The following is a 21,786-nucleotide window of genomic DNA, read 5'->3' as shown; positions in this document are numbered from 1 at the left end:
AGCGTCGAGGCTCAGTGCGCCTTGGGCGCGTCGGGCTTGGTGTAGGGTACGAAATCGCCGAGCGTCAGGAAGCCGCTCTGCATCCGCGTCGTCCGGTCGACCAGCTGGACGGGATCGATCGAGCAGAGCCCGCTACCCCAGATTTTTGTGACCAGAATGTTGTTCCAGTCCAGAAAATTGGCTCCGCCGCGCGGGCGATTGACATAGAGGGTGCGGCCGACGCGGTAGACGATCGCCGTATGGTCGATGATCTGGCTGTTGCCGGTGTCGCTGGCGTTGATGCAGCGCACCGGCTTGCCGGCCACGCGGCCTTGCAGCAGCTTGGCAAGCTCGGCCTCGCCCTTGGGATCGGGCTTGTCGACGGCGAGCGCGGGCGCCGCCAGCGCGAGCATCGCGGCGGCGACGGTGAGTTTCTTGATACCAGGCATGATGGACCTCTTCCGTTGCAGCCGGGCTAGCAGAAAGAGGCTGAACTCCCGCTGAGCGATTCGGGGCCCGCCGCCGGGCCTGCGGCGCGGCCATCGTCACGCCCGGTGCGACGGACGCCTCGACTCGGGCGCGCCGGCCGGTGCCGCTGTTCGGAAGACGCGCGAAACGCTGCGCGAGATCAGGAAAATCGGGCGCTACGGGCCGCTAGTGCGCGATGATCAACACCACGGCGGCCACCACCACGAACACGGCCACGGCGCCATAGCGCAGCATTTTCAGAAACGACCCATAGGTCCGCTCATGGGCCTCAAGCCCCGTTCCGCTCCGTGCCATCGGCTCTCCCCGGCTTTCTGTGGCGCGCCGAGCCTACTCCCCTCTTGGAGCATCGCAACCCTGTTCGTATGACGCGCAGGGGGGAAGAAGGGTTTAAGCTGGTTTTTACAGGTCGCCCCTAGAGCAGCCGCGTATCTGGGGATTGGAAAACATGCCGCGCGAGACGATCAGAAGTCTGTTGCTAGTCGGCCACGACGCCGGACAGCGTCGTCTCGTCACCGCCATCGCGGCGCGCGCGGGCTGGCGGACCACCGTGGCGGCCGATGCGGCCGAGGCGCAGGCGCATCTCGCCGCGCCGCATGGCGGCTCGATCGAGGCGGTGCTGATCGATCAGCAGGAGGTTTCGGAATCGGTCGCGCTGGTCGCCGCGCTGCGCGGCTCCGCCGCGGAAACGCCGATCTACACCCTCACCTCGCTCGATCGGCTGGCGGTGGCGATCGAGGCGATGCGCGTCGGCGCCACCGATTATCTGGTCAAGCCGCTCGCCCCCGATCGGCTGCTCGCGGCGCTGGATGCCGCCGCGAGCCGCAACGCCGGCGAGGGCGAGCTGCGCCCCATGGCGGAGAAATTGTGGCAGCCGCTGGCGATGGAACAGATTGTCGGCGAAACCCCGGCCTTCCGCTCGGCCATCCAGATCGCCGCCAACGCCGCCCAGGCGCGCGTGCCGGTGCTGATCGAGGGCGAGCGCGGCACCGGACGCGAGATGCTGGCCGAGGCGCTCCATGCCGCGTCGCCGCGCGCGCAGCGCCCGCTGGTGGTGCTGGATTGTGGTGCCGTGCCCTCCAACGTCATCGATTCGGATCTGTTTGGCCATGAGCGCGGCGCCTTTGCCGGCGCCTTCGAGCGCAAGCTCGGCCGCTTCTACGAGGCCGATGGCGGCACCCTCTTTCTCGACGAGATCAGCGCGCTTCCGCTCGATACGCAGGCGCGGCTGCTCGCCGCCATCGACAGCGGCCGGATCTGGCCGCTCGGCGCGCGCGGCTGGGTCGAGGTGGATGTGCGCGTGATCGCCGCCAGCCGCGTACCGCTGGCCGAGGAAGTCGCCGCGGGCCGCTTCCGCGAGGATCTTCTCTATCGGCTCGCGGGCGTGTTCGTCGCCATTCCGCCGCTGCGCGAACGGATGGAGGATCTGCCCGCGCTGGTCCACCATCTGCTCGCCCGTATCGCCCAGCAGCCGGGCCTGCGCGAACTCGCCATCGCCGACGACGCGCTGGAGCTGCTCGCCGCCTATGACTGGCCGGGCAATGTCCGCCAGCTTCAGAACGCGCTGTTCCGCGCCGCCGTGCTGTCCGATGGCGACGAGCTGACCACCGCCGATTTCCCGCAGATCGCGCAGGAAAGCTTCGCGCGCCGCCGGCCGGGCCGCGCGGCGGCGCCGGGCGCCCGCCGGCCGGGCGCGCCCCAGAGCGGCGTCCCGCTCTACACGCCCGAAGGCCATCTCCGACCGCTCGACGAGATCGAGGCCGACGTCATCCGGCTCGCCATCGCCCATTATCGCGGGCGGATGAGCGAGGTGGCGCGCCGCCTCGGGATCGGCCGCTCGACCCTTTACCGCAAGCTCGGCGATCTCGGCATCGACAGCGCCGCCTGAGCGCCGCCCGCGCTCAGCCGCGCGCCACCTCTTCATACAGCGCGCCCAGCCGATCGGCGAACCGCTCCAGCCGGAAGGCTTCGGCGCGCGCCCGGCCGCGCGCCACCAGCGTCGCGCACAGCGCGTCGTCGCGTTCCAGCCGCGCGATCCCGTCGGCGAGCGCGGGTACGGACTGCTCGTCCACGACCAGCGCCGCCTCGCCCGCCACCTCGCGCAGCGCCGGATCGCGCGAGATCAGCGCCGGCGTGCCGAGCGCCATCGCCTCGGCGAGCGGCAGGCCGAAGCCCTCGGCCAGCGAGGGGAAGAGCAAGGCGCGCGCGCCGGCGACGAGCCCGAGCAGCGTGGCGCGGTCGACATAATCGAGCAGCCTCACCCCCGGCGCCGCCGCCGCCGCCGCCAGGATCGGCGCCGCGCCCTCGGCCGGCGGCCCGGCCAGCAGCAGCGGCCGTGTGGCGCCCGACGCGGCATGCGCCTCGATCAGCCGCAGCAGATTTTTGCGCGGCTCGATCCGGCCGCAGAAGAAATAATAGCCGCCCGGGGTCACGCCGGCAGGGAGCGTGGCGTCGGCGGCGGCCGCCACGTCCACCGCCAGCCCGGCATTGACCACCCGCGCGGGCGACCAGCCCAGCTGATCGAGCATCAGCCGGCGCGAGGCCTCCGAGATGGTGACGATCCGCGCAGCATGGCGCGCCACCAGCGCGAGCAGGCGACGGTGCCGCGCGGGATCGATCGAGGTCAGCGCGGGGTGGGTCAGCGGAATGAGATCGTGCACGGTGTAGAGATTGCGCCAGCCCCGCACGAAGATCGGCACCGGATAGGCCCAGTGCGCCACCCCCGGCGGCCCTGGCGCGATCAGCTCGAGCATCGCGCCGGTGCGGTTGAAGCGGCTCTGCGCCAGCCGGAACAGATCCCGCGCGACCAGCCCCTCGCCGCGCCGCCTGAGCCGCAGCGGCAGCGGCACGCCCGCGCGCAGCCAGCGCAGCGCCGTGCCGCGCGACCCCGAGGCGGCGATCCGCTCCGCCGTCAACCCGCGCAGCGCGGCGGCGGCGAGCACGGTGCGCGTATAGGTGGACACGCCCGTGCCCCCCGCCGCATCCATCCGCGCATCGACCGCCAGACGAAGCGGCGCCGGGCTCATGCCGGGGTGAGCGCCGCGTCGCGCAGGCCGCGCCACACCCGCACCGCCTGCACCGTCTCGAACACGTCGTGCACGCGCAGCAGCTGCACGCCCTGGCCGGCGCCGATCAGCGCCAGCGCGACCGATCCGCCCAGCCGCTGCTCGACCGGCGCCTCCCCCGCCAGCGCGCCGATGGTGCGCTTGCGGCTGGCGCCCAGCAGCAGCGGCGTGCCGAGCCCGTGGAACAGCGACAGCCCGTTCAATATCGCCAGATTGTGCCGCAGCGCCTTGCCGAAGCCGATGCCCGGATCGACGATCAGCCGGCTGCGCGCGATCCCCGCCGCCACCACCGCCTCGATCCGCGCCGCCAGCCAGTCATAGACGTCGAGCAGCGGATCCCGGTAGCGCGGGTCGCGCTGCATCGTCTCGGGCTCGCCCTGATGGTGCATCAGCACCACCGGACAGGAAAGCGCCGCCACTGTCTCGATGCTGCGCGGATCGTGGAGCAGCGCCGAGACATCGTTGATCAGCGCGGCGCCCGCCGCGGTGGCGGCGCGCATCACCGCCGCCTTGCGCGTGTCGATCGAGAAGGCCAGCCCCGCGCCCGCCAGCCGCTCGGCGACGGGAACGGTCCGGGCGATCTCGTCGCCCTCCCAGACGGGCTTGGCGCCCGGCCGCGTCGATTCCCCGCCCAGATCGATGATCGCGGCCCCGGCCTCGGCCATGGCGACACCGCGCGCGGCGGCCTCGGCCGGCGCCTCGCCCAGCCCGCGCCCGTCCGAGAAGCTGTCGGGCGTGACGTTGAGGATGCCGAGGATCTGCGGCTGGTCCAGCCGCACCGTGCGCGGCCCCAGCGTCAGCGCCGGGCGCGGCGCGAGCAGCCGGTCCAGCGTCAGCCGGCCGGTGGCGCGATGCGGCTCGGGCAGGCTGTCGATAAAATCCTCGATCCGCTCCACCGGCACCAGCGCCGTGGCGAAGCGGCCCTCGGCGTCGGCGGCGATCGCCTCCACCTGCGAGAACCAGAGCAGGCCGCCCGCCAGCCGCAGCGTCTGGCCTTCATAATGGAAGGGCGCGTCCACGAAGCCGGTCGGGCGGAGATACAGCCGCGCCCGCGCGCCGCGCCGGGCAAGCTCGCCGGCGATCATGAAGCGGGCGCTTGCGCCAGCCAGGCCTGGCGCACCGTGTCGATCGGCTCGAGCTGGCCCGGCGCGCGCTCCATATGCCAGAAGGTCCAGCCATTGCAGGAGGGTGCCCCCTGCAGCGCGGCGCCGAGCTTGTGGATCGAGCCCGATTGCCCCTCATGCATCAGCGAACTGTCGGCGCGCACCACCGCCGCCCAGCGCCGCCGCGCATCGCTCAGCATCGTGCCGGGCGGCACCAGCCCGGCCTCCACCAGCGTGCCGAAGGCGACGCGCGGCGCGCTGCGGCGCGAGGGCATCACCGTCATCGCGCTTTCGTCCAGCGGCAGCGCCGCGGCGATCCGCTCCCGCGCGACGCGCACATATTTGGCCTCGCGCTCGATCCCGATCCAGCGCCGGCCGAGCCGCTTGGCCACGGCGCCGGTGGTGCCGGTACCGAAAAAGGGATCGAGCACCACATCGCCCGGCTTGGTGGTGGCGAGCAGGATGCGGTAGATCAGGGCCTCGGGCTTTTGCGTGGGATGCGCCTTGTTGCCGTCATCGTCCTTCAGCCGCTCGGCGCCGCCGCACAGCGGCAGGCTCCAGTCCGAGCGCATCTGCACATCCTCGTTGAGCGCCTTCATCGCCTGATAGTTGAAGGTGTAGCGCGACTCTTCGGACTTGGCCGCCCAGATCAGCGTCTCATGCGCGTTGGTGAAGCGCGTGCCCTTGAAATTGGGCATCGGATTGGCCTTGCGCCAGATGATGTCGTTGAGCAGCCAATAGCCCTCGTCCTGCAGGCTGGTGCCGACGCGAAAAATGTTGTGATAGCTGCCGATCACCCAGATGGTGCCGTCATCCTTGAGCACCCGCCGCGCCTCGCGCAGCCAGGCGCGGGTGAAGCGGTCATAGGTGTAATAGCTTTCGAACTTGTCCCAATCATCGTCGACGGCGTCGACCATCGTGCCGTCCGGCCGATGAAGATCGCCGCCGAGCTGAAGATTATAGGGCGGATCGGCGAAGATGCAGTCGATCGATTTGTCGGGCAGCAGCGCCATGGCGCGCACGCAATCGTCGCGTAGGATGCGGTCCAGCGGCAGCGCCTCGCGCGAGGCCGGCATCAGCAGACCCCTGTCCATCTTCACCATGCCCGCCACCCCTGTCTACGCCGAGAGCGCCCAAAATGAGTCGACGCGACTCGGCGGTCAACAAAAAAATCGGGGGATTCCCACGAGTCGCTTAGTGTGGCACCATAGAGACATGGAGGGCGGACTCTAAAGGCGCGCGTTTTACAAGAGACAAAGCTGCGCGACCGGCGCGAAACTGCGGCGATGCAGCGGGCTCGGCCCCAGCCGCGCCAGCGCCGCCTTGTGCTCCGGTGTGCCATAGCCCTTGTTGCGGCACCAGCCATAGCCGGGATGGGTGGCGTCATAGTCGGCCATCAGCCGGTCGCGGGTCACCTTGGCGATGATCGAGGCCGCCGCGATCGAGCGGCACAGCGCATCCCCGGCGATGATCGCGCGCGCGGCATAGCGCCACTTGGGCAGGGCATTGCCGTCCACCAGCACCATCGACGGATCGAGCCCGAGCGCGTCCACCGCGCGCGTCATGGCGAGCAGCGTGGCATGATAGATGTTGAGGCGATCGATCTCGTCCACCTCCGCGATCCCCACCGCCCAGGCGGCATGACGCGTGATGCGCGCATAGGCCTGCTCGCGCGCCGCCTCGTCCAGCTTTTTCGAATCGTCCAGCCCGCGCGGCACGCGCTTGCGATCCAGCACCACCGCCGCCGCGACCACCGGCCCGGCCAGCGGGCCGCGCCCGGCCTCGTCCACGCCGGCGACCGGATGTGCATGTTGTCGCTCGTGAAAAAAGTCAGGCGGCACGGCTGCGGACCTTAGCGCTCGATGATTGTCCCATTACGGGAACTTCCTAGCTTGCTAACCATTTTTCCCTGTGTACCGTGGATGAACGACAAGAGCAGCACGCTCGATAGGAGAGGAAAATGGTTAACGCGGATCAAATGCCTCGTTCCCTTGCTCTGACGATGCTTGCCGGCCTGGTTGCGGGCAGCATCTTCTGGGGCAGCATGGCACTCGCACTGGTACATTGATCGATTCCTTGCGCGGCCATGATGCGGCATCCCGATCCGCCGCCTCATGCCGCGCCGACCTGCGGCGCGCAGCCGATCATCCCGCCTCCGCTACGCCGCTTCGCCCAGATAGGGCCGCACCGCCGCCAGCACCTCCGCCACCAAATCGGAAGCTGTCGACCTGGTCAAGCTAGACCTCATCGAAGCTGCCTGTTTTTTAGCGCGCCGGATTTCCCATTGCTGTTCGCCAGGCCGCCCGGCGCTGGCCTTATTGGCCCGCTTTAACGCGCGGCGCTCAAGCTTGGCGCGCTGCGCACCGCCGCATAGGCATGCGGGGCGCCGCGATAATCGCCGGGCTATTCCGGGCAATTGCCGGTCTGCAGGAGATCCGCGCCAGAGCAGCCAATCAAGGCCCCGATGGTAGGGGATAATGGCACGGATCTACGCGCGCGACCTTCATGGCTGATGCGGTAAACCGAAAGACAGACGCAGAAGATCGGACGCGCCCGAGATCGCAACTGCCCTGCGCGGCCCTTTAGGCGACCTTTCGGATCAGCAGCCCGAAACAGGTGCACGCAAACCCGTCCACCGCCACCTTGAGATGCAACGGATTGCCAAGGAATTGCTGCATCTCGATACCGAGGTCGGGGTGGAAGGGCGGAACGTCGATGAAGCGGTCCAACGGCTTGTCGCCCAGCGCAAAGTCAAACGGCGCCACAAAATGGCCCTTTGCGCGCAATCGGGTGGCGAGTGCTTCGACATGGTGCTTCTGGTACAAAACCGTTCCTTGGTCATCCACCGTTGGCCCATCCGGATTGATGTTATACTCGGTCGTATGCACCGACAGCCCGCCCGGCTTCAGCGTGGCGAGGCTGTTCTCGACAAAGGCGAGCCCCTTCTCGATCGTGCCGAGATGCTCCAAGGCGCAGATCGACCAGCAGAAGTCGAAATCGGTCAGGTCGGCGGGGATGGCGTTCATGTCGACATAGCGCAGCCGCACCTTCTCGTCGAACGTCGCGCGGTCGACCAGTTCGCTGCGGAACGCGCCGTCGCGGTCCGACATATGCTGGTGGGTCTCGATCCAGCCCGACTCCGCCGCCTGGACCGGCTCGAGATCGGTCATGGTGATCGAAACGCCGCGAGAGGCCAGAAGGCTCGGCAGCGGCTCGACGCCACAGCCGAAGCCGAGGCCGCGCGCGCCTTCGCGAATATGGCCATTCTCGTAGATGGCCTGGAGCACATAGGCGAGCTCCCAGACCTTGCGGTGGAACATCACGGGGATCTGCAGCGCCGCGCACCACTGCGCCACCCAGTCGCTCTCCAGATCGGCCTGGATCGACGCCTTGCAGCTCAGGCCGACATGGCGCGGCGTAAGACCCTGCTGCACCGGCAAAGCCGCCGAGAGCTGCCGCGCAAGCTCATAGCCCAAGGTCTTCACGTTGAGGTGCAGCATGTTGATGTTCCGCACGACATCGTTGAGCGCGTTGATGTTGGGCTTGTACCGATTGTTCAGGAGAGAAAGCACCGCACCCATTTTGGCGCGAAGTACCGCGTTGATCATGCCGGAATGAACGGACATAGCTTCTTTCCCTCCGCCGCGAGCGGCGCTGATAGGGGATCAGATACTACGCTACAGGGGGACAAGGGAGCGGCGGCCCCCGCTTGGTCGCACGGGTATTTGGCGTGTTCATGTCCGTATGACGGCGCCAGGGCCAGATTCCCGCCGGCTCTTAGCTCTTGATCCCGCCATTGGCGAGACCGTAGTCGCCGGTCATGATCCCCGCGCGATGACCCAGGGGGCCATGGCCCTGGCCGAGGCCGGGCGCGGCCGCCAGCGCCGCGCGGACATAGTCGCGCGCGCGGCCCACCGCCGCCTCGACCGGCAGGCCCGCCGCCAGCCCGGTCGCGATCGCGCTCGCCAGCGTGCAGCCGGTGCCATGGCTGTGGCGGGTCTCGATCCGCGCGCCCGACCAGGCCGCCACCTCGCCGTCCGGCCCGATCAGGCGATCGGTCAGCAGCGGCCCTTCGCCATGGCCGCCCTTGACGAGCACCAGCGCGCCGCTGCGCCGTGCCAGCGCCTCGGCCGAACCGCCGAGCGCGTGCAGTTCGGGCAGATTGGGCGTGATGATCGTCGCCAGCGCCATCAGCCGCTCGAACGCGGCGATCGTCGCCGCGTCGGCCAGCACGGCGCCGCTCGTCGCCACCATCACCGGATCGAAGACGAGCGGCCGCCGCGCGTCCGGGCGGTCCAGCCGCGCCGCCACGGCGGCCGCGATCGCGGCGTTCCCAAGCATGCCGATCTTGATCGAATCCGTGCCGATATCGCTCAGAATCGCGTCGATCTGGGCCACAACCAGCGCGGAATCGAGCGCCAGGGCGGCGGAAACGCCGCGCGTGTTCTGCGCGGTGATGGCGGTGATCGCGGTGGTGGCATAGCCGCCCAGCGCCATCACCGTCTTCACATCGGCCTGGATGCCCGCGCCCGCGCCCGAATCCGAGCCGGCGATCACCAGCACGCGCGCGATGCTCATGCCGCGCGCCGCACCGCCTCGCACACTTCGTCCACGATCTCCGCGACAAGGGCGGGATCCTCGCCCTCGGCCATCACCCGGATCAGCGGTTCGGTGCCCGATTTGCGGATCAGCAGCCGCCCCGCCGGCCCCAGCCGCGCCTCGGCGGTGGCGATGGCGGCGCGCACGATCTCGCTCTCCAGCGGCGCCCCGCTCTTGAACCGAACATTCTGAAGCCGCTGCGGCAGCGGCTCGAAACAGCGCAGCAGCTCGGAGGCGGGCCGCCCCTGCTCCACCAGCGCCGCCAGCACCTGCAGCGCGGCCACCATGCCATCGCCCGTGGTGGCGTAATCGGACAGGATGATGTGGCCGGACTGTTCGCCGCCGACATTGAAGCCGCCGCGCCGCATCGCTTCCAGCACATGGCGATCGCCGACCGCGGTGCGGTGCAATGTCAGCCCCGCGCCGGCGAGATAGCGCTCCAGCCCGAGATTGGACATGACAGTCGCCACCACGCCATCGCCGCGCAGCAGCCCGCGCTGCTGCCAGCTGGTGCCGATCAGCGCCATGATCTGGTCGCCATCCACGATCTTGCCGCGCTCGTCGACGATGATCAGCCGGTCGGCGTCGCCATCCAGCGCGATGCCGATATCGGCGCGCGTCTCCACCACCTTGCGCTGCAACGCCTCGGGCGCGGTCGAGCCGACATGATCGTTGACATTGGTGCCGTCGGGCGAGACGCCGAGCGTGATGACGTCGGCGCCGAGTTCCCACAGCGCGGCGGGGGCGACCTGATAGGCCGCGCCATTGGCGCAATCGATCACCACGCGCAGCTTGTCGAGCCGCAGATCCTCGGGAAAGGTGGATTTCATCGCATGGATGTAGCGGCCGCGCGCATCCTCCACGCGCCGCGCGCGGCCGATCTCCTCGGCGGCGGCGAGCCGCGCCGGCCGTTCCAGCGCGGCCTCGATCTGCGCCTCCTCCTCGTCCGAAAGCTTGAAGCCGTCCGGGCCGAACAGCTTGATGCCGTTGTCCTGATAGGGATTGTGGCTGGCCGAGATCATCACGCCGATGTCCGCCCGCATCGCGCGCGTCAGCATCGCCACGGCGGGCGTCGGCATCGGCCCGACCATCACCACGTCCATGCCGACCGAGGTGAAGCCGGCGACCAGCGCGGACTCCATCATATAGCCCGAGAGCCGGGTATCCTTCCCGATCACGACGCGGTGGCGATGCTCGCCCCGCAGAAAATGCGCGCCCGCCGCCTGCCCCACCCGCATCGCCAGCTCGGCCGTCATCGGCGGCTCATTGGTGCGGCCCCGTATGCCGTCCGTTCCGAAGTATCTGCGGGCCATATCCGTCTCCAAAGCGAGCATGCCTCATACAGCGCACCACCGGCACGAGGCTAGAGCCGCTCCACCCTCACCCCTGTTTGGCGATCGCGTCCAGTGCCAGCAGGCGCTGGAGCAGCGGCTCCAGCTGATCGAGCGGCCAGGCATTGGGGCCGTCGGACAGCGCCTGATCGGGATCGGGGTGCGTTTCCATGAACAGGCCGGCGATGCCCACCGCCGTCGCGGCGCGCGCCAGCACGGGCACGAATTCGCGCTGGCCGCCCGAGCGCTCGCCCTGGCCGCCCGGCAGCTGCACCGAATGGGTCGCGTCGAACACCACGGGGCAGCCGGTGTCGCGCAGAATGGCGAGGCTGCGCATGTCGGAGACGAGATTATTGTAGCCGAACGAGACGCCGCGCTCGCACACGGTGAAATTATCGGGCTCCACCCCCGCCGCGCTGGCGGCGGCGCGCGCCTTGGCGACGACATGCACCATATCCGCCGGCGCCATGAACTGCGCCTTCTTGATGTTCACCGGCTTGCCGCAGGCCGCGACCTTGGCGATGAAATCGCTCTGCCGCGCGAGAAAGGCCGGGGTCTGCAGCATGTCGACCACCGCCGCCACGGCATCGACCTGATCCTCGGTATGGACGTCGGTCAGCACCGGCAGGCCGGTCTCGGCGCGCACCTTGGCGAGGATGCGCAGCCCCTCCTCCATCCCGAGCCCGCGGAAGGAGCGGCCCGAGCTGCGGTTCGCCTTGTCGAACGAGCTTTTGTAGATCAGCCGCACGTTCAGCCGGTTGGCGATGCCGGCCAGCTGCTCGGCGGTGCGCAGCGCCAGCGCCTCGCTCTCGATCACACAGGGGCCGGCGATCAGGAAGAGCGGGCTATCCGGGGCGATCGGCGCGCCGAGCAGGTGCATAGATGTCTCACTTCCAAGGATTTGCGGCAGGCGGGGCGGTTTTCGCTCCGAATCGGTTTCTCCGCATTGCACGATCATGGGCTAGAAGTCAGGGGCGTTGCGCAATAGACAGGCCTTACCAACAGGCCGGTGTATGGACCTGAACGGCGTCGGGAGTGAGCAGGCGTGGAAATGACGAAGCTTCAGCACGGCATCCTGCTGTCCGCCGTCAATACCGTCCGAATCGAGCAGAACGCGCTTTCCGCCCTGGCTCTGGCGCTCCAGCAGCCCGATCTGTGCCGCGCCTTCGCCGAGGCGGTCGCCGCGATCGCGGCGACGCGCGGGCGCCTGATCGTGACCGGCATGGGCAAGAGCGGCATCATCGGCCGCAAGATCGCCGCCACCATGACCTCCACCGGCACGCCCTCGCTCTTCATCCATCCGGCCGAGGCGAGCCATGGCGATCTCGGCATGATCACGCCCGAGGACATCGTGCTGGCCGTCACCTGGTCGGGCGAGACCACCGAATTGGGCGACATCATCGCCTATTGCCGCCGCTTCGGCGCCAAGCTGATCGTCGTCACCTCGCGCGCGGACAGCACGGCGGGCCGCGCCGCCGATATCTGCCTGACGCTGCCGCTGGTGCGCGAGGCCTGCCCCAACCAGCTCGCCCCCACCTCCTCCACCACGCTCCAGGCGGTGCTGGGCGATGCGCTGGCGGTGGCGCTGATCGAGGAGCGCGGCTTTTCGGAATCGGATTTCCTGCTCTTCCACCCGGGCGGGCGGCTCGGCGCGCAGCTCACCACGGTCGAGCAGATCATGGGCACGGGTCCGGAAATCCCGGTGATCCATTCGCAGGCCACGCTGATGGACGCGACGGTGGAGATGAGCCGCAAGCGCTATGGCGGCACCGCCGTGGTGGATGATGGCGGCCGGCTGGTGGGCGCCTTCACCGATGGCGATCTGCGCCGCGCCTTCGCCAGCGGCGATCTCAACGGCTTCATCACCGATCATATGAGCGTGCAGCCGCTCTCGGTGGCGCCGACCACGCTGCTGCCCGATGCGCTCAGGATCATGAACGACAATGCCGTGTCGGTGCTGTTCGTGTGCGAGGCGGACGATCGCCTGGTCGGCGTCGTCCATCTCCACGACATGCTGCGCGCCGGCATCGCCTGACCGCAGGAGCCGCCGGTGGCGCGCGACCTGATCGTCATTCCCGCCCGCTACGGATCGACCCGGCTGCCCGGCAAGCCGCTGATCGAGATCGCCGGGCACACGCTGCTTGCGCGGGTGGTGCATGTCGCCCGGCGGGCAGCGGCGCTGGCGGGTGCGGCCGAGCTTCTCGTCGCAACCGACGATCGGCGCATCGCCGACCATGCCGAGGCGCTGGGCTGCACGGCGGTGATGACGGACACCGCCATCACCACCGGCTCGGGCCGCGCCCATGCCGCCGCCCAAGCCAGCGGCGGCGCCTGGGGCGCGCTGGTCAATCTCCAGGGTGACGCGCCCTTCACCCCGCCGGCGATGATCGCGGAGCTGCTGGCGGCGTTGCGCGGCGCGGCCGAGCCCGTCGCCACGCCGATCGTCCGGCTCGATTGGGACGCGCTGTCGGCGCTGCGCGCGCACAAGCGGGCGGCGCCGTTCAGCGGCACCACCTGCATCCGCGGCGAGGATGGCCGCGCGCTCTGGTTCTCCAAGGCGATCATCCCCGCGATCCGCGACGAGGCGCGGCTCAGGCTCGCCGGCGGCCTCTCGCCCGTCTGCCAGCATGTCGGGCTCTACGCCTATCGCCCCGAGGCGCTCGCCCGGTTCGAGGCGACGCCGCCCTCCCCCTATGAGCGTCTCGAGGGGCTGGAGCAGCTGCGCTTCCTCGAAATGGGCGTGCCGATCCGCGCGGTCGAGGTGGCGCCGCCGCCCTTCGCGGCGACGGGCGTGGACACGATCGAGGATGTGCGCCTCGCCGAAGCGCTGATCGCGCGCCATGGCGATCCGCTCGCCGCATGACGCGCCTGTGGATCGTGCGCCACGGCAACACCTTCGCGCCGGGCACGCCGGCGCGTCGGATCGGCCTGCGGACCGATCTGCCGCTGGTGGCGAGCGGCCGCGCCCAGGCGCGCGCGCTGGCGGCGCATTTCGACGCCCTGGGCGTGCGCTTCGATCATGTCGCCGCCGGCCCGCTGCGGCGCACGCGCGAGATGGCAGCGCTGATCGCGCCGGGCGCGCCGATCCTCAGCCGGGGCTGGCTGGCGGAAATCGATCACGGGCCGGACGAGAATGGCGAGGAGGAGGCGGTCCGCGCGCGGATCGGCGCCGAGGCGCTCGCCGCCTGGGACCGCGCGGGCGAGGCGCCGCCCGACTGGATCGCCGATGCGGAGGCGCGCCGCGCGGGCTGGCGCGCGGCGCTGGCGCCCGGCCACGGCACATGGCTGATGGTGACGAGCAACGGCGCCGCCCGCTTCGTGCTGGACGCCACGCCCGCGCTGGCGGCGGCGGCGGCGGCGCTGCCCTCGCGCGCGCTGGCGACGGGCGCCTGGGGCGAGATCGTCTGCGATCCCTCGCCCCGGCTGGTCGCGTGGAATCACCGGCCCTAGGGGCTTGCGCCGGGGCCGAGGCTGGACAATGGGAGGCGGCATGACTCCGGCGCGCTATCTGCTGCTTCCCTGGTGGGTCGCCCAGCTCGGCACGGGCGCCAAGGCCTTTTGCGACAATCCGGTGATCGGATCGGAGCGGCTCAACCGGCTGGGGCTCCATGTCGGCCGGGTGCGCGCCGCCGCCGGCATGGCCGCGCGCCGTCGCGCCCGGCTGGCCGGGATGGTCTCGGCCGAGGATCGCGCCGCCTTCGCGCGCGACGGGTTCGTGCTGAAGCGCAACTTCCTGCCGCCCGCCGCTTTCGAGGCGCTCCGCGCGCAGGCGCTGGGCTATGAGGGGCCGGCGCGCGAGATGCTCCAGGGCGATACCATCACCCGGCGGATCGCGCTCGATCCCGCCGCGCTGCGCGCCATGCCGCAGGTGCGCGCGCTGCTCGCCGATCCGGCCTGGCGCGGCCTGACCCGCTATGTCGGCAGCTTCGACAGTGCGCCCATCACCTATATTCAGTCCATCCTCAGCCATGTCGCCGACGCTGATCCCGATCCGCAGACGGCGCTGCACGCCGACACGTTCCACGCGACGATGAAGGCCTGGCTGTTCCTCACCGATGTCGCGGAGGATGAGGGTCCCTTCGTCTATGTGCCGGGCTCGCACCGGATGACGCCGGAGCGGCTGGCGTGGGAGCAGGCGCGCAGCCTGCGCGCCGCCCAGGGGCTGGACCGGCTCTCGGCGCGCGGCTCGCTGCGGATCGGCGCCGAGGAGCTGCCCGCGCTCGGCCTGCCCGCCCCCAAGGCCTTCGCCGTGCCCGCCAACACGCTGGTCGTCGCCGACACATCGGGCTTCCACGCGCGCGGCCCTTCGGTGCGGCCCTCGCTACGGGTCGAGATCTGGGCCTATCAGCGGCGCAATCCCTTCCTCCCCTGGACCGGGCTCGACCCGCTGGCCGCGCCCGGCCTGGCGGACCGCCGCGCCCCGCTGATGTGGGCCGCGCGCGACCGGCTGCGCGGCTGGATGGGCCAGCCCTGGGCGGATGTCGGCCGGACGACGCCGGTGCGCCGCGCGACGCGGGGCTGACACTTGCGTCGGACCCTGCCGTTCCTGCGCACGCCGCCCTTCCCCGGCACTGAACCGCGCGTCGTCGCGATCAGCGAGGTGGTGGATGCGGGGACGGAGGCCGATCGGATCGACATCGATCGCGCCGCTCGGCTGTTCGCCCTGATTGCCGACGCGCAGATCGGCGGCGCCTTCTGGAATGAAGACGAGGATCCTTGGCGCCTCCCGGTGGAGCGCTTCGTCGCGCTCGACGGTGATGACGAGCGCGTCGCCGTCGGCCTATTGCGTGGGCTTCCGCTGAGCATCGCGCGGGCCGGGGCCTTCGGCGATCCGGCGGGGGGTCCGGACCGCGCGGCTCTCGCCGAGCATCTGCTGCGTCGCTGCCGCTACCGCGATCCTTTTACTGACGCGACGATCCCGGCCGAGGCGGCGGTGGCGCTCCTGGCGCAATGGCGCGCTGGGATCGCCGCTAATCGCGGAATTGTCGTCGCCACGGGTATCGCTTGGTGGAAGCGACGCGAGATGCGGGCAATGCTGTGGCCGGGCACGGCGGCGTTGCCGCGCTTCGTGCGCGGAGATCGGGCAGCGGCGCGCCAGGCGCGGCGGCGCGGCGGCGCGGTGGCAGCCTGGCCGTCGCGCGTCGGACGCGGGCTTGCGGCGGCGACCCGCGCCGCCGCGGTGCCACTGATCCGTGTGGAAGACGGCTTTATCCGCTCCGTCGGGCTCGGCAGCGGACTGCACCCGCCTTACTCGATCATCGTCGATCGCACCGGCATCCATTATGACCCCGCAGGCCGAAGCGACCTCGAGACGCTGCTCGCCACCGCCGACTTCTCTCCCGATCTGCTCGCTCGGGCTCGTGCGCTACGCGAGGCGGTGGTGGCGCGCGGGATCAGCAAATATAACGAGGCGTCCAGGCCGCCGAGCTTCCCGCCACGGCGGCCTGGACGCCGGCTGGTGCTCGTCACCGGCCAGGTAAGCGACGATCTGTCGGTGCTGCGCGGCGGTGCCGGGGTGGCCGGGAATCTCGATCTGCTCGCCCGCGCTCGCGCCGTCGAGCCCGAGGCGGACCTGTGGTTCCGGCCGCATCCCGATGTCGACGCCGGTCATCGGCGCGGCGCCATCGCCGATGCCGAGGCGCTCCGCCATGCCGATCGGGTGATCCGCGGCGGCAGCATGGCGGCGCTGCTCGATCATGTCGACGGCGTCCATGTACTGACCTCGCTGGCCGGCTTTGAAGCGTTGCTGCGCGGCCGCGACGTGACCACGCACGGCCAGCCTTTCTATGCCGGCTGGGGCCTCACCCGCGATCTCGCGCCGCCGCTCGCGCGGCGCGGACGGCCGCTCACGCTTGACCAGCTCATATGCGCGACACTGCTGCTCTACCCGCGCTATCTTGATCCGGTGACCCTGTTGCCATGCAGCGCTGAACAGCTGGTGACACGGGTTTCGGGCGCGCTGCGCCCGCGCCGCCCCTGGCTGCTCCGCGCGCGCGCCGTGCAGGGACGGCTGCTGAGATTGTTGCGGTGATCAATGCTGGCACGCCGGTTTGCTTCCCAGCCCATATCAGCTAGGGCCGCCGCGAAAGGATCGTCGCCCGTGGATTTTGTTGGAAGAGCCATGAGCCTCGTTACTGTCCCGATGGCATTGCTCACGCTGGCTAGCATCGGCGCGGGGGCCATGCTGATGTTCTTCGGCGATTTACGGGTTCTCATCGATGGGTGCGTCATAGCCATGCTTGGTTATGGGGCGGCGGTCCTGCTCGAACGACTGATTGTCTATTTGGACGATCAGGCGATCCGCGCGTCGGAACGCGGACGGCGGCGAGCCGCCCATGGTTTTGCGGCGCTAAGTGGTGGTTTCCCAATGCTTGTTTTTCTTAGCTATGAGTGGTTTGTGTTTCGCCAAGTGGCGCTCCGCCCGGGCGATCACCCGCTCCTGCTGGAGCTTTGGAGCTATGGCGTCGCCACCGGGCCGTGGACGCTTTTCGCCGCTCATGTAAGCCGCTTCCGACGCACGCTGTGCGGCATAAGAGCCTATGCCGGCCATCTTGCCTATTGGCTGCTCGCGGCCGCGTCGCTCGGCCTTGATGCGCCGCCGCCGGTGGCAGCCGCGCTAATGCTGCTGCCAGCCATTCTCCCATTCATCGTCGGCCTGCTGCTCGCGCTCGCCGATCGCAACACGCTGACCAATGTCCGTGTCTGACCCCTGCACGGCCGAAAGCGGGCGCTGAGCCAATGAAACAGCGCAACCGCGCACCTCGCGCCTTTCTTTTCCTGCAAGGCCCGCACGGCTCCTTCTTTCCGAAGCTGGGCAAGGCAATTGAGCAGGCCGGTTGCCGCGTCCGCCGGATCAACCTCAATGGCGGCGATTTCGCCACCTGGCCCTCAGGCGACAATTATCGGGGCACGACGAGCAGTTGGCCGGGCTATATCGATCGCTACCTGCGGCGATGGGGCATCACCGATCTCGTCTTGTTCGGCGACAATCGCCCGCCCCATCTTATCGCCATCGAAGCCGCTCAGCGCGCCGGCGCGCGCGTTCACGTGTTTGAGGAAGGTTATGTCCGTCCCGACTGGGTGACGCTTGAGCGCGATGGTGTGAACGGCCGCTCCTCGCTGCCGCGGTCGCCCGAGTGGTATCGCGCAGCCGCAGCCAAACTGCCGCGGCCGCCGGTTTATCCGGCCATTCCCTCCTATCGTGCCGCGAGAGGCTGGGCCGCCTTCTTCTATTACGCGGAGGTTGTCCTTCAGCACTGGCGCTTTCCGTTCCACGGCTCCCATCGGAGCCGCAACCCGGTGTGGGAAGGGATCGCCTATTTGCGCCGCTTCAGGCAGAGGATCGACCGGGATGCGCTGGACCGAGAGGCACTTAGCCAACTCAGCGGATCGCCCTTCTTCCTGCTGCCTCTACAGCTGAACTCCGACTACCAGATTCGGGTACACTCGCCCTTTGGCTCGATGATCACCGCTTTCCAGATGGTGCTTCAAAGCTTTGTCGCGCACGCACCCGCCGAGTGCCACCTTCTCGTCAAGGAACATCCGCTGGAGTCGGGGCTGATCGAGTGGCGCAGCATCGTCGCGGACGCCGCCGTCGCCGCGGGCGTTGCCGATCGCGTGCACTTCGTTCAGAATGCCGATCTGCTGCGCCTCGTGCAGGAGGCGCGCGGGGTTGTGACTGTGAACAGCACAAGCGGCACTCTGTCGCTTGCCGCCGGAATCCCCACCAAGGTGCTGGGACAAGCGGTGTACGATATCGCCGATATCACAGACCAGCAGCCGCTCGACAGCTTCTGGCGAGCTCCGCGTGGGCCGGACCCAGCGACCTGGGACGCGTTCTATCGGGTCCTTGCTCATCGATGCCTGATCCACGGCGCCTTTCTAAGCGACATCGGCATAGAACTGCTCGTCGCGGTGGCGACCGGGCGTTTGCTTGCGGAAGATGAGGAGGACGAGATAGGCGTGCCGGCTTCGGCGCAGCGGGGGGGCCGATGAGCGGAGCGGGAGCCGGACCGGAGATCATCCTCGATCTGTCGCGCCTCGTATCGCGTATCCTCCACAAGACGCCGACCGGGGTCGATCGGGTCGAGCTCGCCTATGCCAATGGGCTAATCGCCGCCGCGCCGGAGCGCCTCCGCTTCGCGGCGGTGCATCCAAGCGGCTTTTACGGGCGGCTTCCAGAGCACGCCGCGACGGACTTCATCCGCCTCGTCGATCACGAATGGGAAGATGCGCGGCAGGCGCGATCTTGGGCGGCGCACAAGGCGCATCTGCTCAGCATATTGTGGCGCACACGGCCACGCCCGGTGCCATCCGGCGGCGGCGCGCGTGTTCTGCTTCAGGCATCCCCGCACCATCTCACTAAGCCGGCCCTAGTCCGCACGATCATCGCAAAGGAACGCGCGAAGTTCGTGTGCCTTCTGCACGACATCATTCCGGTCACCCATCCCGAATATGCGCGCCCCGGCGGCGATCGTCTGCATCTCAAAAGAATCGAAACGCTTGCCCGTCAGGCCGACGGCCTTATCGCAAATTCACAGGCGACGCTGAACGATGTGCGCCCTTATCTTGACCGCGCGGGCCGCCCCATCCCGGCGATCGTAGCCCATCTCGGGCATGAGCCGGTACCCGCGCCACCCCCGCTGGCGCACGACCAACGCCCTTATTTTGTTTGCCTCGGTACGATCGAGCCACGCAAGAACCATCTGCTCCTGCTCCACCTCTGGCGGCAACTCGCCGAGAGCCGGGATCCGACGCAGCTGCCGCGGCTGGTCGTGATCGGGCGGCGTGGCTGGGAGAATGAGCAGGTTGTCGACCTGCTGGAACGCTGCCCCGCGCTTGGCTCGTGCGTCGAGGAGCGCTCGCATCTGCGCGACGCCGAGGTCCGCAGCCTGATTGCCGGCGCGCGTGCGCTTCTGCTCCCAAGTTTCGCTGAAGGGTTTGGCATGCCTGTCCCGGAAGCCCTCGCGCTTGGCACCCCGGTCGTCTGCTCGGATCTGCCGGCGTTGCGCGAAGCCGGCGGCGAGGTTCCGGAGTTTCTCGATCCGCTCGACGGGCCAGGCTGGCGTGATGCCATCCTCGCCTATGCCGATCTGGCATCACCGCGCCGTGCGGCGCAACTGCAGCGTATGGTAGGATGGCGGCCCATGGCCTGGCGCGATCATCTCGCGCTGGTGCTCGATTTCGTGCATAGGCTTTGCGCATGATCACCGAAGCTGACAGAGTCGGGCAGCAACGCGGGCTGCGCGAAGCATTCAAGGTGCAAATGCAGGTGCTTGGCGCGCTTATCATGCGCGAACTCCACACCCGCTACGGGCGCGACAATATCGGGTATCTGTGGCTCATCGGCGAACCGCTGATGCTCGGAACCGTGATCGCCCTTCTCCACAGCGGACAAAGCTCGCATGAGGGTGACGTCGATCCCGTCGCCTTTTCCGTAGTGGGCTACTCGATCTTCATCATTTTCCGGGGCATCGTCAACCGCGCGGAAGGGTCGCTTCAGGGCAACACCCCCTTGCTCTACCACCGGATGGTGACCGTGCTTGACGTGACGCTGGCCCGGGGCATTCTCGAGCTCGGAGGCACCCTCGCCGCCTTCTTTGTGCTCGCCTTTCTCGCGAATCTGCTAGGCTTCATGTCGCTCCCGGAGCGGCCGCTCTATCTCGCGCTCGGCATCTTCTATGTGTTCTGGCTATCGATGGGCCTGTCGATGCTGATTGCCGGCGGCACCTACGAGCGGCCTCTGCTTGAACGATTGGTCCATCCGTTCACCTATTTCATGATGCCGCTTTCGGGTGCGTTCGTTCGGGTTTCGTGGCTACCGGAGACGCTGCGGAAGGCAATTCTCTGGGTGCCGATGGCGCACATGTTTGAAACGATCCGCTATGGGCAATTCGCCAGCGCGACGCTCGAGTACGTGGACTTTGAATACCTTACCGCTTGGTGTCTCGGCTTGTCGCTCGCCGGCCTGTTTGCCATTCGCACCGTGCCGGCACGCATTCACCTTGGTTGATCTGGTTGCAGCGTTCAGGAAACGATAGGCTTATTTCATGAATATGCACGGCTTCATAGCACCCGCTCAGGTTAAGCCTGCCCGGCCGACGCTGATCCAATCGATCCGCAACTGGATCGTGGAAAAGCGCATCTTTCTGCTGATCGTAGTCGCACCGACGCTGCTCGTCGCCGCCTACCTCTATCTCGTGGCGGCCGACCAGTATGAGACCGAGGCGCATTTCACCATCCAAAGCCCTGGCAGCACCAGCAGCACGCCGAGCAGCTTCGGGGATCTGATCGGCTTTTCGACCATGTCCGTTTCGCAGTCGCAGGCGATGGGCGTGGGCGATTATCTCGCCTCACAAGAGGCCGTCGATACGCTGCAAAAGAAGCTGAACCTGATTGAAATTTTCCGCCGTCCCGGCGCGGATCCATTTTACAAGCTGAAGCCGGCCTATCCGACGCCCGAGCGGTTGCACAGCTATTACGAAGGCATGGTGACGGTTCGCTACAATCGTGACACTGGTATTTCCACGCTGCAGGTGCGCACCTTTCGGCCGGGCGACTCCTTTGCCCTTATCCAAGAACTTCTGAAGCTTGGCGAGCAGCGGGTAAACCAGCTTAATGAGCGCGCCTATGCCGATGCCGTTTCCTCCGCAGAACGGCAGTTGAGCGAGGCGGAGGACAATGCGCGCCAGATCGAACGGGAAGTCACCAATTTCCGCCAGACCCACGCCGATGTCGATCCCATGACCTCGGGCGAGGCGCAAACCACATTGGTAAAGACCATCACGGGCAATCTCGTCGCGGCGCGCGCGCAACTCGACGTGGTCGCCCGCATGGTTGGTCGTAACAGCCCCCAGTACAAAGCAATGGACGCCCGCGTGCGTGCGCTTTCAACGGAGGTCGATCGCCAGGCAGCGACGCTGACCGGCGGAAGCAAAACGATTGCGGCGCGGCTCGGCAATTACGAGGATCTCCGCGTGCGCCAGCAATTCGCCGGTAAGCGCTACGATACGGCTGCCGCGGCGCTGGAAAAGGCGCGCGAGCAAGCGCGGCGTCAAAGTCTCTATCTGGTGCGGATTGTGGATCCGAGCATGCCGGTGAAGGCGCTCTACCCGCACCGCCTGCGCATCGTCGCGACGATGCTTATCACGCTGCTGGTCGCCTATGGAATTGGCTGGCTAGTGATCGCCGGCGTGAAGGAGCATGCGATCTGAGCGGTCCGGC

21 protein-coding genes are annotated in these 21,786 nt (G+C 68.5%); 11 read left to right on the top strand and 10 right to left on the bottom strand.

Translation table 11 applies throughout. The annotated features are described in order from the left end of the window. Window positions 1-11: 11 nt before the first annotated feature. Both LHA26_RS13930 and LHA26_RS13925 read right to left on the bottom strand, forming a co-directional pair. Window positions 12-428, bottom strand: coding sequence for a hypothetical protein (locus tag LHA26_RS13930; protein WP_252166195.1), 417 nt, complete (start codon window positions 426-428; stop codon window positions 12-14). 205 nt (window positions 429-633) lie between these two features. Then, complete coding sequence (locus tag LHA26_RS13925; RefSeq protein WP_252166194.1) at window positions 634-762, bottom strand: aa3-type cytochrome c oxidase subunit IV; 129 nt, start codon at window positions 760-762, stop codon at window positions 634-636. Window positions 763-913: 151 nt separating this feature from the next. Between LHA26_RS13925 and LHA26_RS13920 the strand changes: the two genes are divergently transcribed. After that, window positions 914-2,353 (top strand): sigma-54-dependent transcriptional regulator, encoded by a 1,440-nt coding sequence (locus LHA26_RS13920; RefSeq protein WP_252166193.1) that lies wholly within the window; start codon window positions 914-916, stop codon window positions 2,351-2,353. 13 nt (window positions 2,354-2,366) lie between these two features. Here the strand turns inward: LHA26_RS13920 and LHA26_RS13915 are convergent, their stop codons facing one another. The 8 genes from LHA26_RS13915 to kdsA form a co-directional block, all read right to left on the bottom strand. After that, entirely contained in the window at window positions 2,367-3,491 is a 1,125-nt protein-coding gene (locus LHA26_RS13915) for a glycosyltransferase family 4 protein (RefSeq protein ID WP_252166192.1), read from the bottom strand. After that, entirely contained in the window at window positions 3,488-4,615 is a 1,128-nt protein-coding gene (gene folP, locus LHA26_RS13910) for a dihydropteroate synthase (protein WP_252166191.1), read from the bottom strand. The genes LHA26_RS13915 and folP overlap by 4 nt, the downstream gene beginning before the upstream one ends. Next, on the bottom strand, window positions 4,612-5,727 hold the full coding sequence (locus LHA26_RS13905) for a site-specific DNA-methyltransferase (protein WP_437441219.1): 1,116 nt from the start codon (window positions 5,725-5,727) through the stop codon (window positions 4,612-4,614). The genes folP and LHA26_RS13905 overlap by 4 nt, the downstream gene beginning before the upstream one ends. A 150-nt stretch (window positions 5,728-5,877) precedes the next feature. After that, window positions 5,878-6,474 carry a ribonuclease HII gene (rnhB, locus tag LHA26_RS13900; protein ID WP_252166189.1) on the bottom strand — a complete coding sequence of 199 codons (597 nt, stop codon included), beginning with the start codon at window positions 6,472-6,474 and terminating at the stop codon, window positions 5,878-5,880. 741 nt (window positions 6,475-7,215) lie between these two features. Further along, a complete protein-coding gene (locus LHA26_RS13895) occupies window positions 7,216-8,259 on the bottom strand; it encodes an SAM-dependent methyltransferase (RefSeq protein WP_252166188.1) in 1,044 nt (347 codons plus the stop codon). A 151-nt stretch (window positions 8,260-8,410) separates the two neighbouring features. After that, window positions 8,411-9,211, bottom strand: a complete 801-nt coding sequence (thiD, locus tag LHA26_RS13890; RefSeq protein WP_252166187.1) for a bifunctional hydroxymethylpyrimidine kinase/phosphomethylpyrimidine kinase — start codon at window positions 9,209-9,211, stop codon at window positions 8,411-8,413. Beyond that, window positions 9,208-10,545 carry a phosphoglucosamine mutase gene (glmM, locus tag LHA26_RS13885; RefSeq protein WP_252166186.1) on the bottom strand — a complete coding sequence of 446 codons (1,338 nt, stop codon included), beginning with the start codon at window positions 10,543-10,545 and terminating at the stop codon, window positions 9,208-9,210. Before glmM ends, thiD begins: the two co-directional genes overlap by 4 nt. Window positions 10,546-10,612: 67 nt before the next feature. Then, window positions 10,613-11,443 (bottom strand): 3-deoxy-8-phosphooctulonate synthase, encoded by an 831-nt coding sequence (gene kdsA, locus LHA26_RS13880; RefSeq protein WP_252166185.1) that lies wholly within the window; start codon window positions 11,441-11,443, stop codon window positions 10,613-10,615. 171 nt (window positions 11,444-11,614) lie between these two features. On the opposite strand from kdsA, the gene LHA26_RS13875 reads away from it, so the two are divergent. The 10 genes from LHA26_RS13875 (at window position 11,615) to LHA26_RS13830 (ending at window position 21,776) form a co-directional block, all read left to right on the top strand. Beyond that, complete coding sequence (locus LHA26_RS13875) at window positions 11,615-12,598, top strand: KpsF/GutQ family sugar-phosphate isomerase (protein WP_252166184.1); 984 nt, start codon at window positions 11,615-11,617, stop codon at window positions 12,596-12,598. A gap of 15 nt (window positions 12,599-12,613) precedes the next feature. Further along, window positions 12,614-13,426, top strand: coding sequence for a 3-deoxy-manno-octulosonate cytidylyltransferase (locus LHA26_RS13870; RefSeq protein WP_252166183.1), 813 nt, complete (start codon window positions 12,614-12,616; stop codon window positions 13,424-13,426). Next, window positions 13,423-14,013 carry a histidine phosphatase family protein gene (locus tag LHA26_RS13865; protein ID WP_252166182.1) on the top strand — a complete coding sequence of 197 codons (591 nt, stop codon included), beginning with the start codon at window positions 13,423-13,425 and terminating at the stop codon, window positions 14,011-14,013. Before LHA26_RS13870 ends, LHA26_RS13865 begins: the two co-directional genes overlap by 4 nt. 40 nt (window positions 14,014-14,053) lie before the next feature. Continuing rightward, complete coding sequence (locus LHA26_RS13860; RefSeq protein WP_252166181.1) at window positions 14,054-15,085, top strand: phytanoyl-CoA dioxygenase family protein; 1,032 nt, start codon at window positions 14,054-14,056, stop codon at window positions 15,083-15,085. Between the two features lie 3 nt (window positions 15,086-15,088). After that, entirely contained in the window at window positions 15,089-16,594 is a 1,506-nt protein-coding gene (locus LHA26_RS13855) for a capsular polysaccharide export protein, LipB/KpsS family (protein ID WP_252166180.1), read from the top strand. A gap of 90 nt (window positions 16,595-16,684) precedes the next feature. Beyond that, the gene (locus tag LHA26_RS13850) at window positions 16,685-17,269 is read left to right on the top strand and encodes a hypothetical protein (RefSeq protein WP_252166179.1); all 585 of its coding nucleotides are present in this window, start codon (window positions 16,685-16,687) and stop codon (window positions 17,267-17,269) included. Between the two features lie 32 nt (window positions 17,270-17,301). Next, window positions 17,302-18,558: a capsule polysaccharide biogenesis protein gene (locus LHA26_RS13845; protein ID WP_252166178.1), complete on the top strand. Its 1,257-nt coding sequence runs from the start codon at window positions 17,302-17,304 to the stop codon at window positions 18,556-18,558. After that, on the top strand, window positions 18,555-19,769 hold the full coding sequence (locus LHA26_RS13840) for a glycosyltransferase family 4 protein (protein ID WP_252166177.1): 1,215 nt from the start codon (window positions 18,555-18,557) through the stop codon (window positions 19,767-19,769). The genes LHA26_RS13845 and LHA26_RS13840 overlap by 4 nt, the downstream gene beginning before the upstream one ends. Next, window positions 19,766-20,575, top strand: a complete 810-nt coding sequence (locus LHA26_RS13835; protein ID WP_252166176.1) for an ABC transporter permease — start codon at window positions 19,766-19,768, stop codon at window positions 20,573-20,575. The genes LHA26_RS13840 and LHA26_RS13835 overlap by 4 nt, the downstream gene beginning before the upstream one ends. 37 nt (window positions 20,576-20,612) lie before the next feature. Further along, window positions 20,613-21,776: a KpsE/RkpR family capsule polysaccharide export protein gene (locus LHA26_RS13830; protein ID WP_252166175.1), complete on the top strand. Its 1,164-nt coding sequence runs from the start codon at window positions 20,613-20,615 to the stop codon at window positions 21,774-21,776. The last annotated feature ends 10 nt before the right edge of the window (window positions 21,777-21,786 follow it).

Origin of the sequence: Sphingomonas morindae, assembly GCF_023822065.1 — a bacterium.
Taxonomy (GTDB): Bacteria; Pseudomonadota; Alphaproteobacteria; order Sphingomonadales; family Sphingomonadaceae; genus Solisphingomonas; species Solisphingomonas morindae.
The sequence above is the reverse complement of the archived record's forward strand: the minus strand, read 5'-3'. Positions and strand labels throughout refer to the sequence as shown.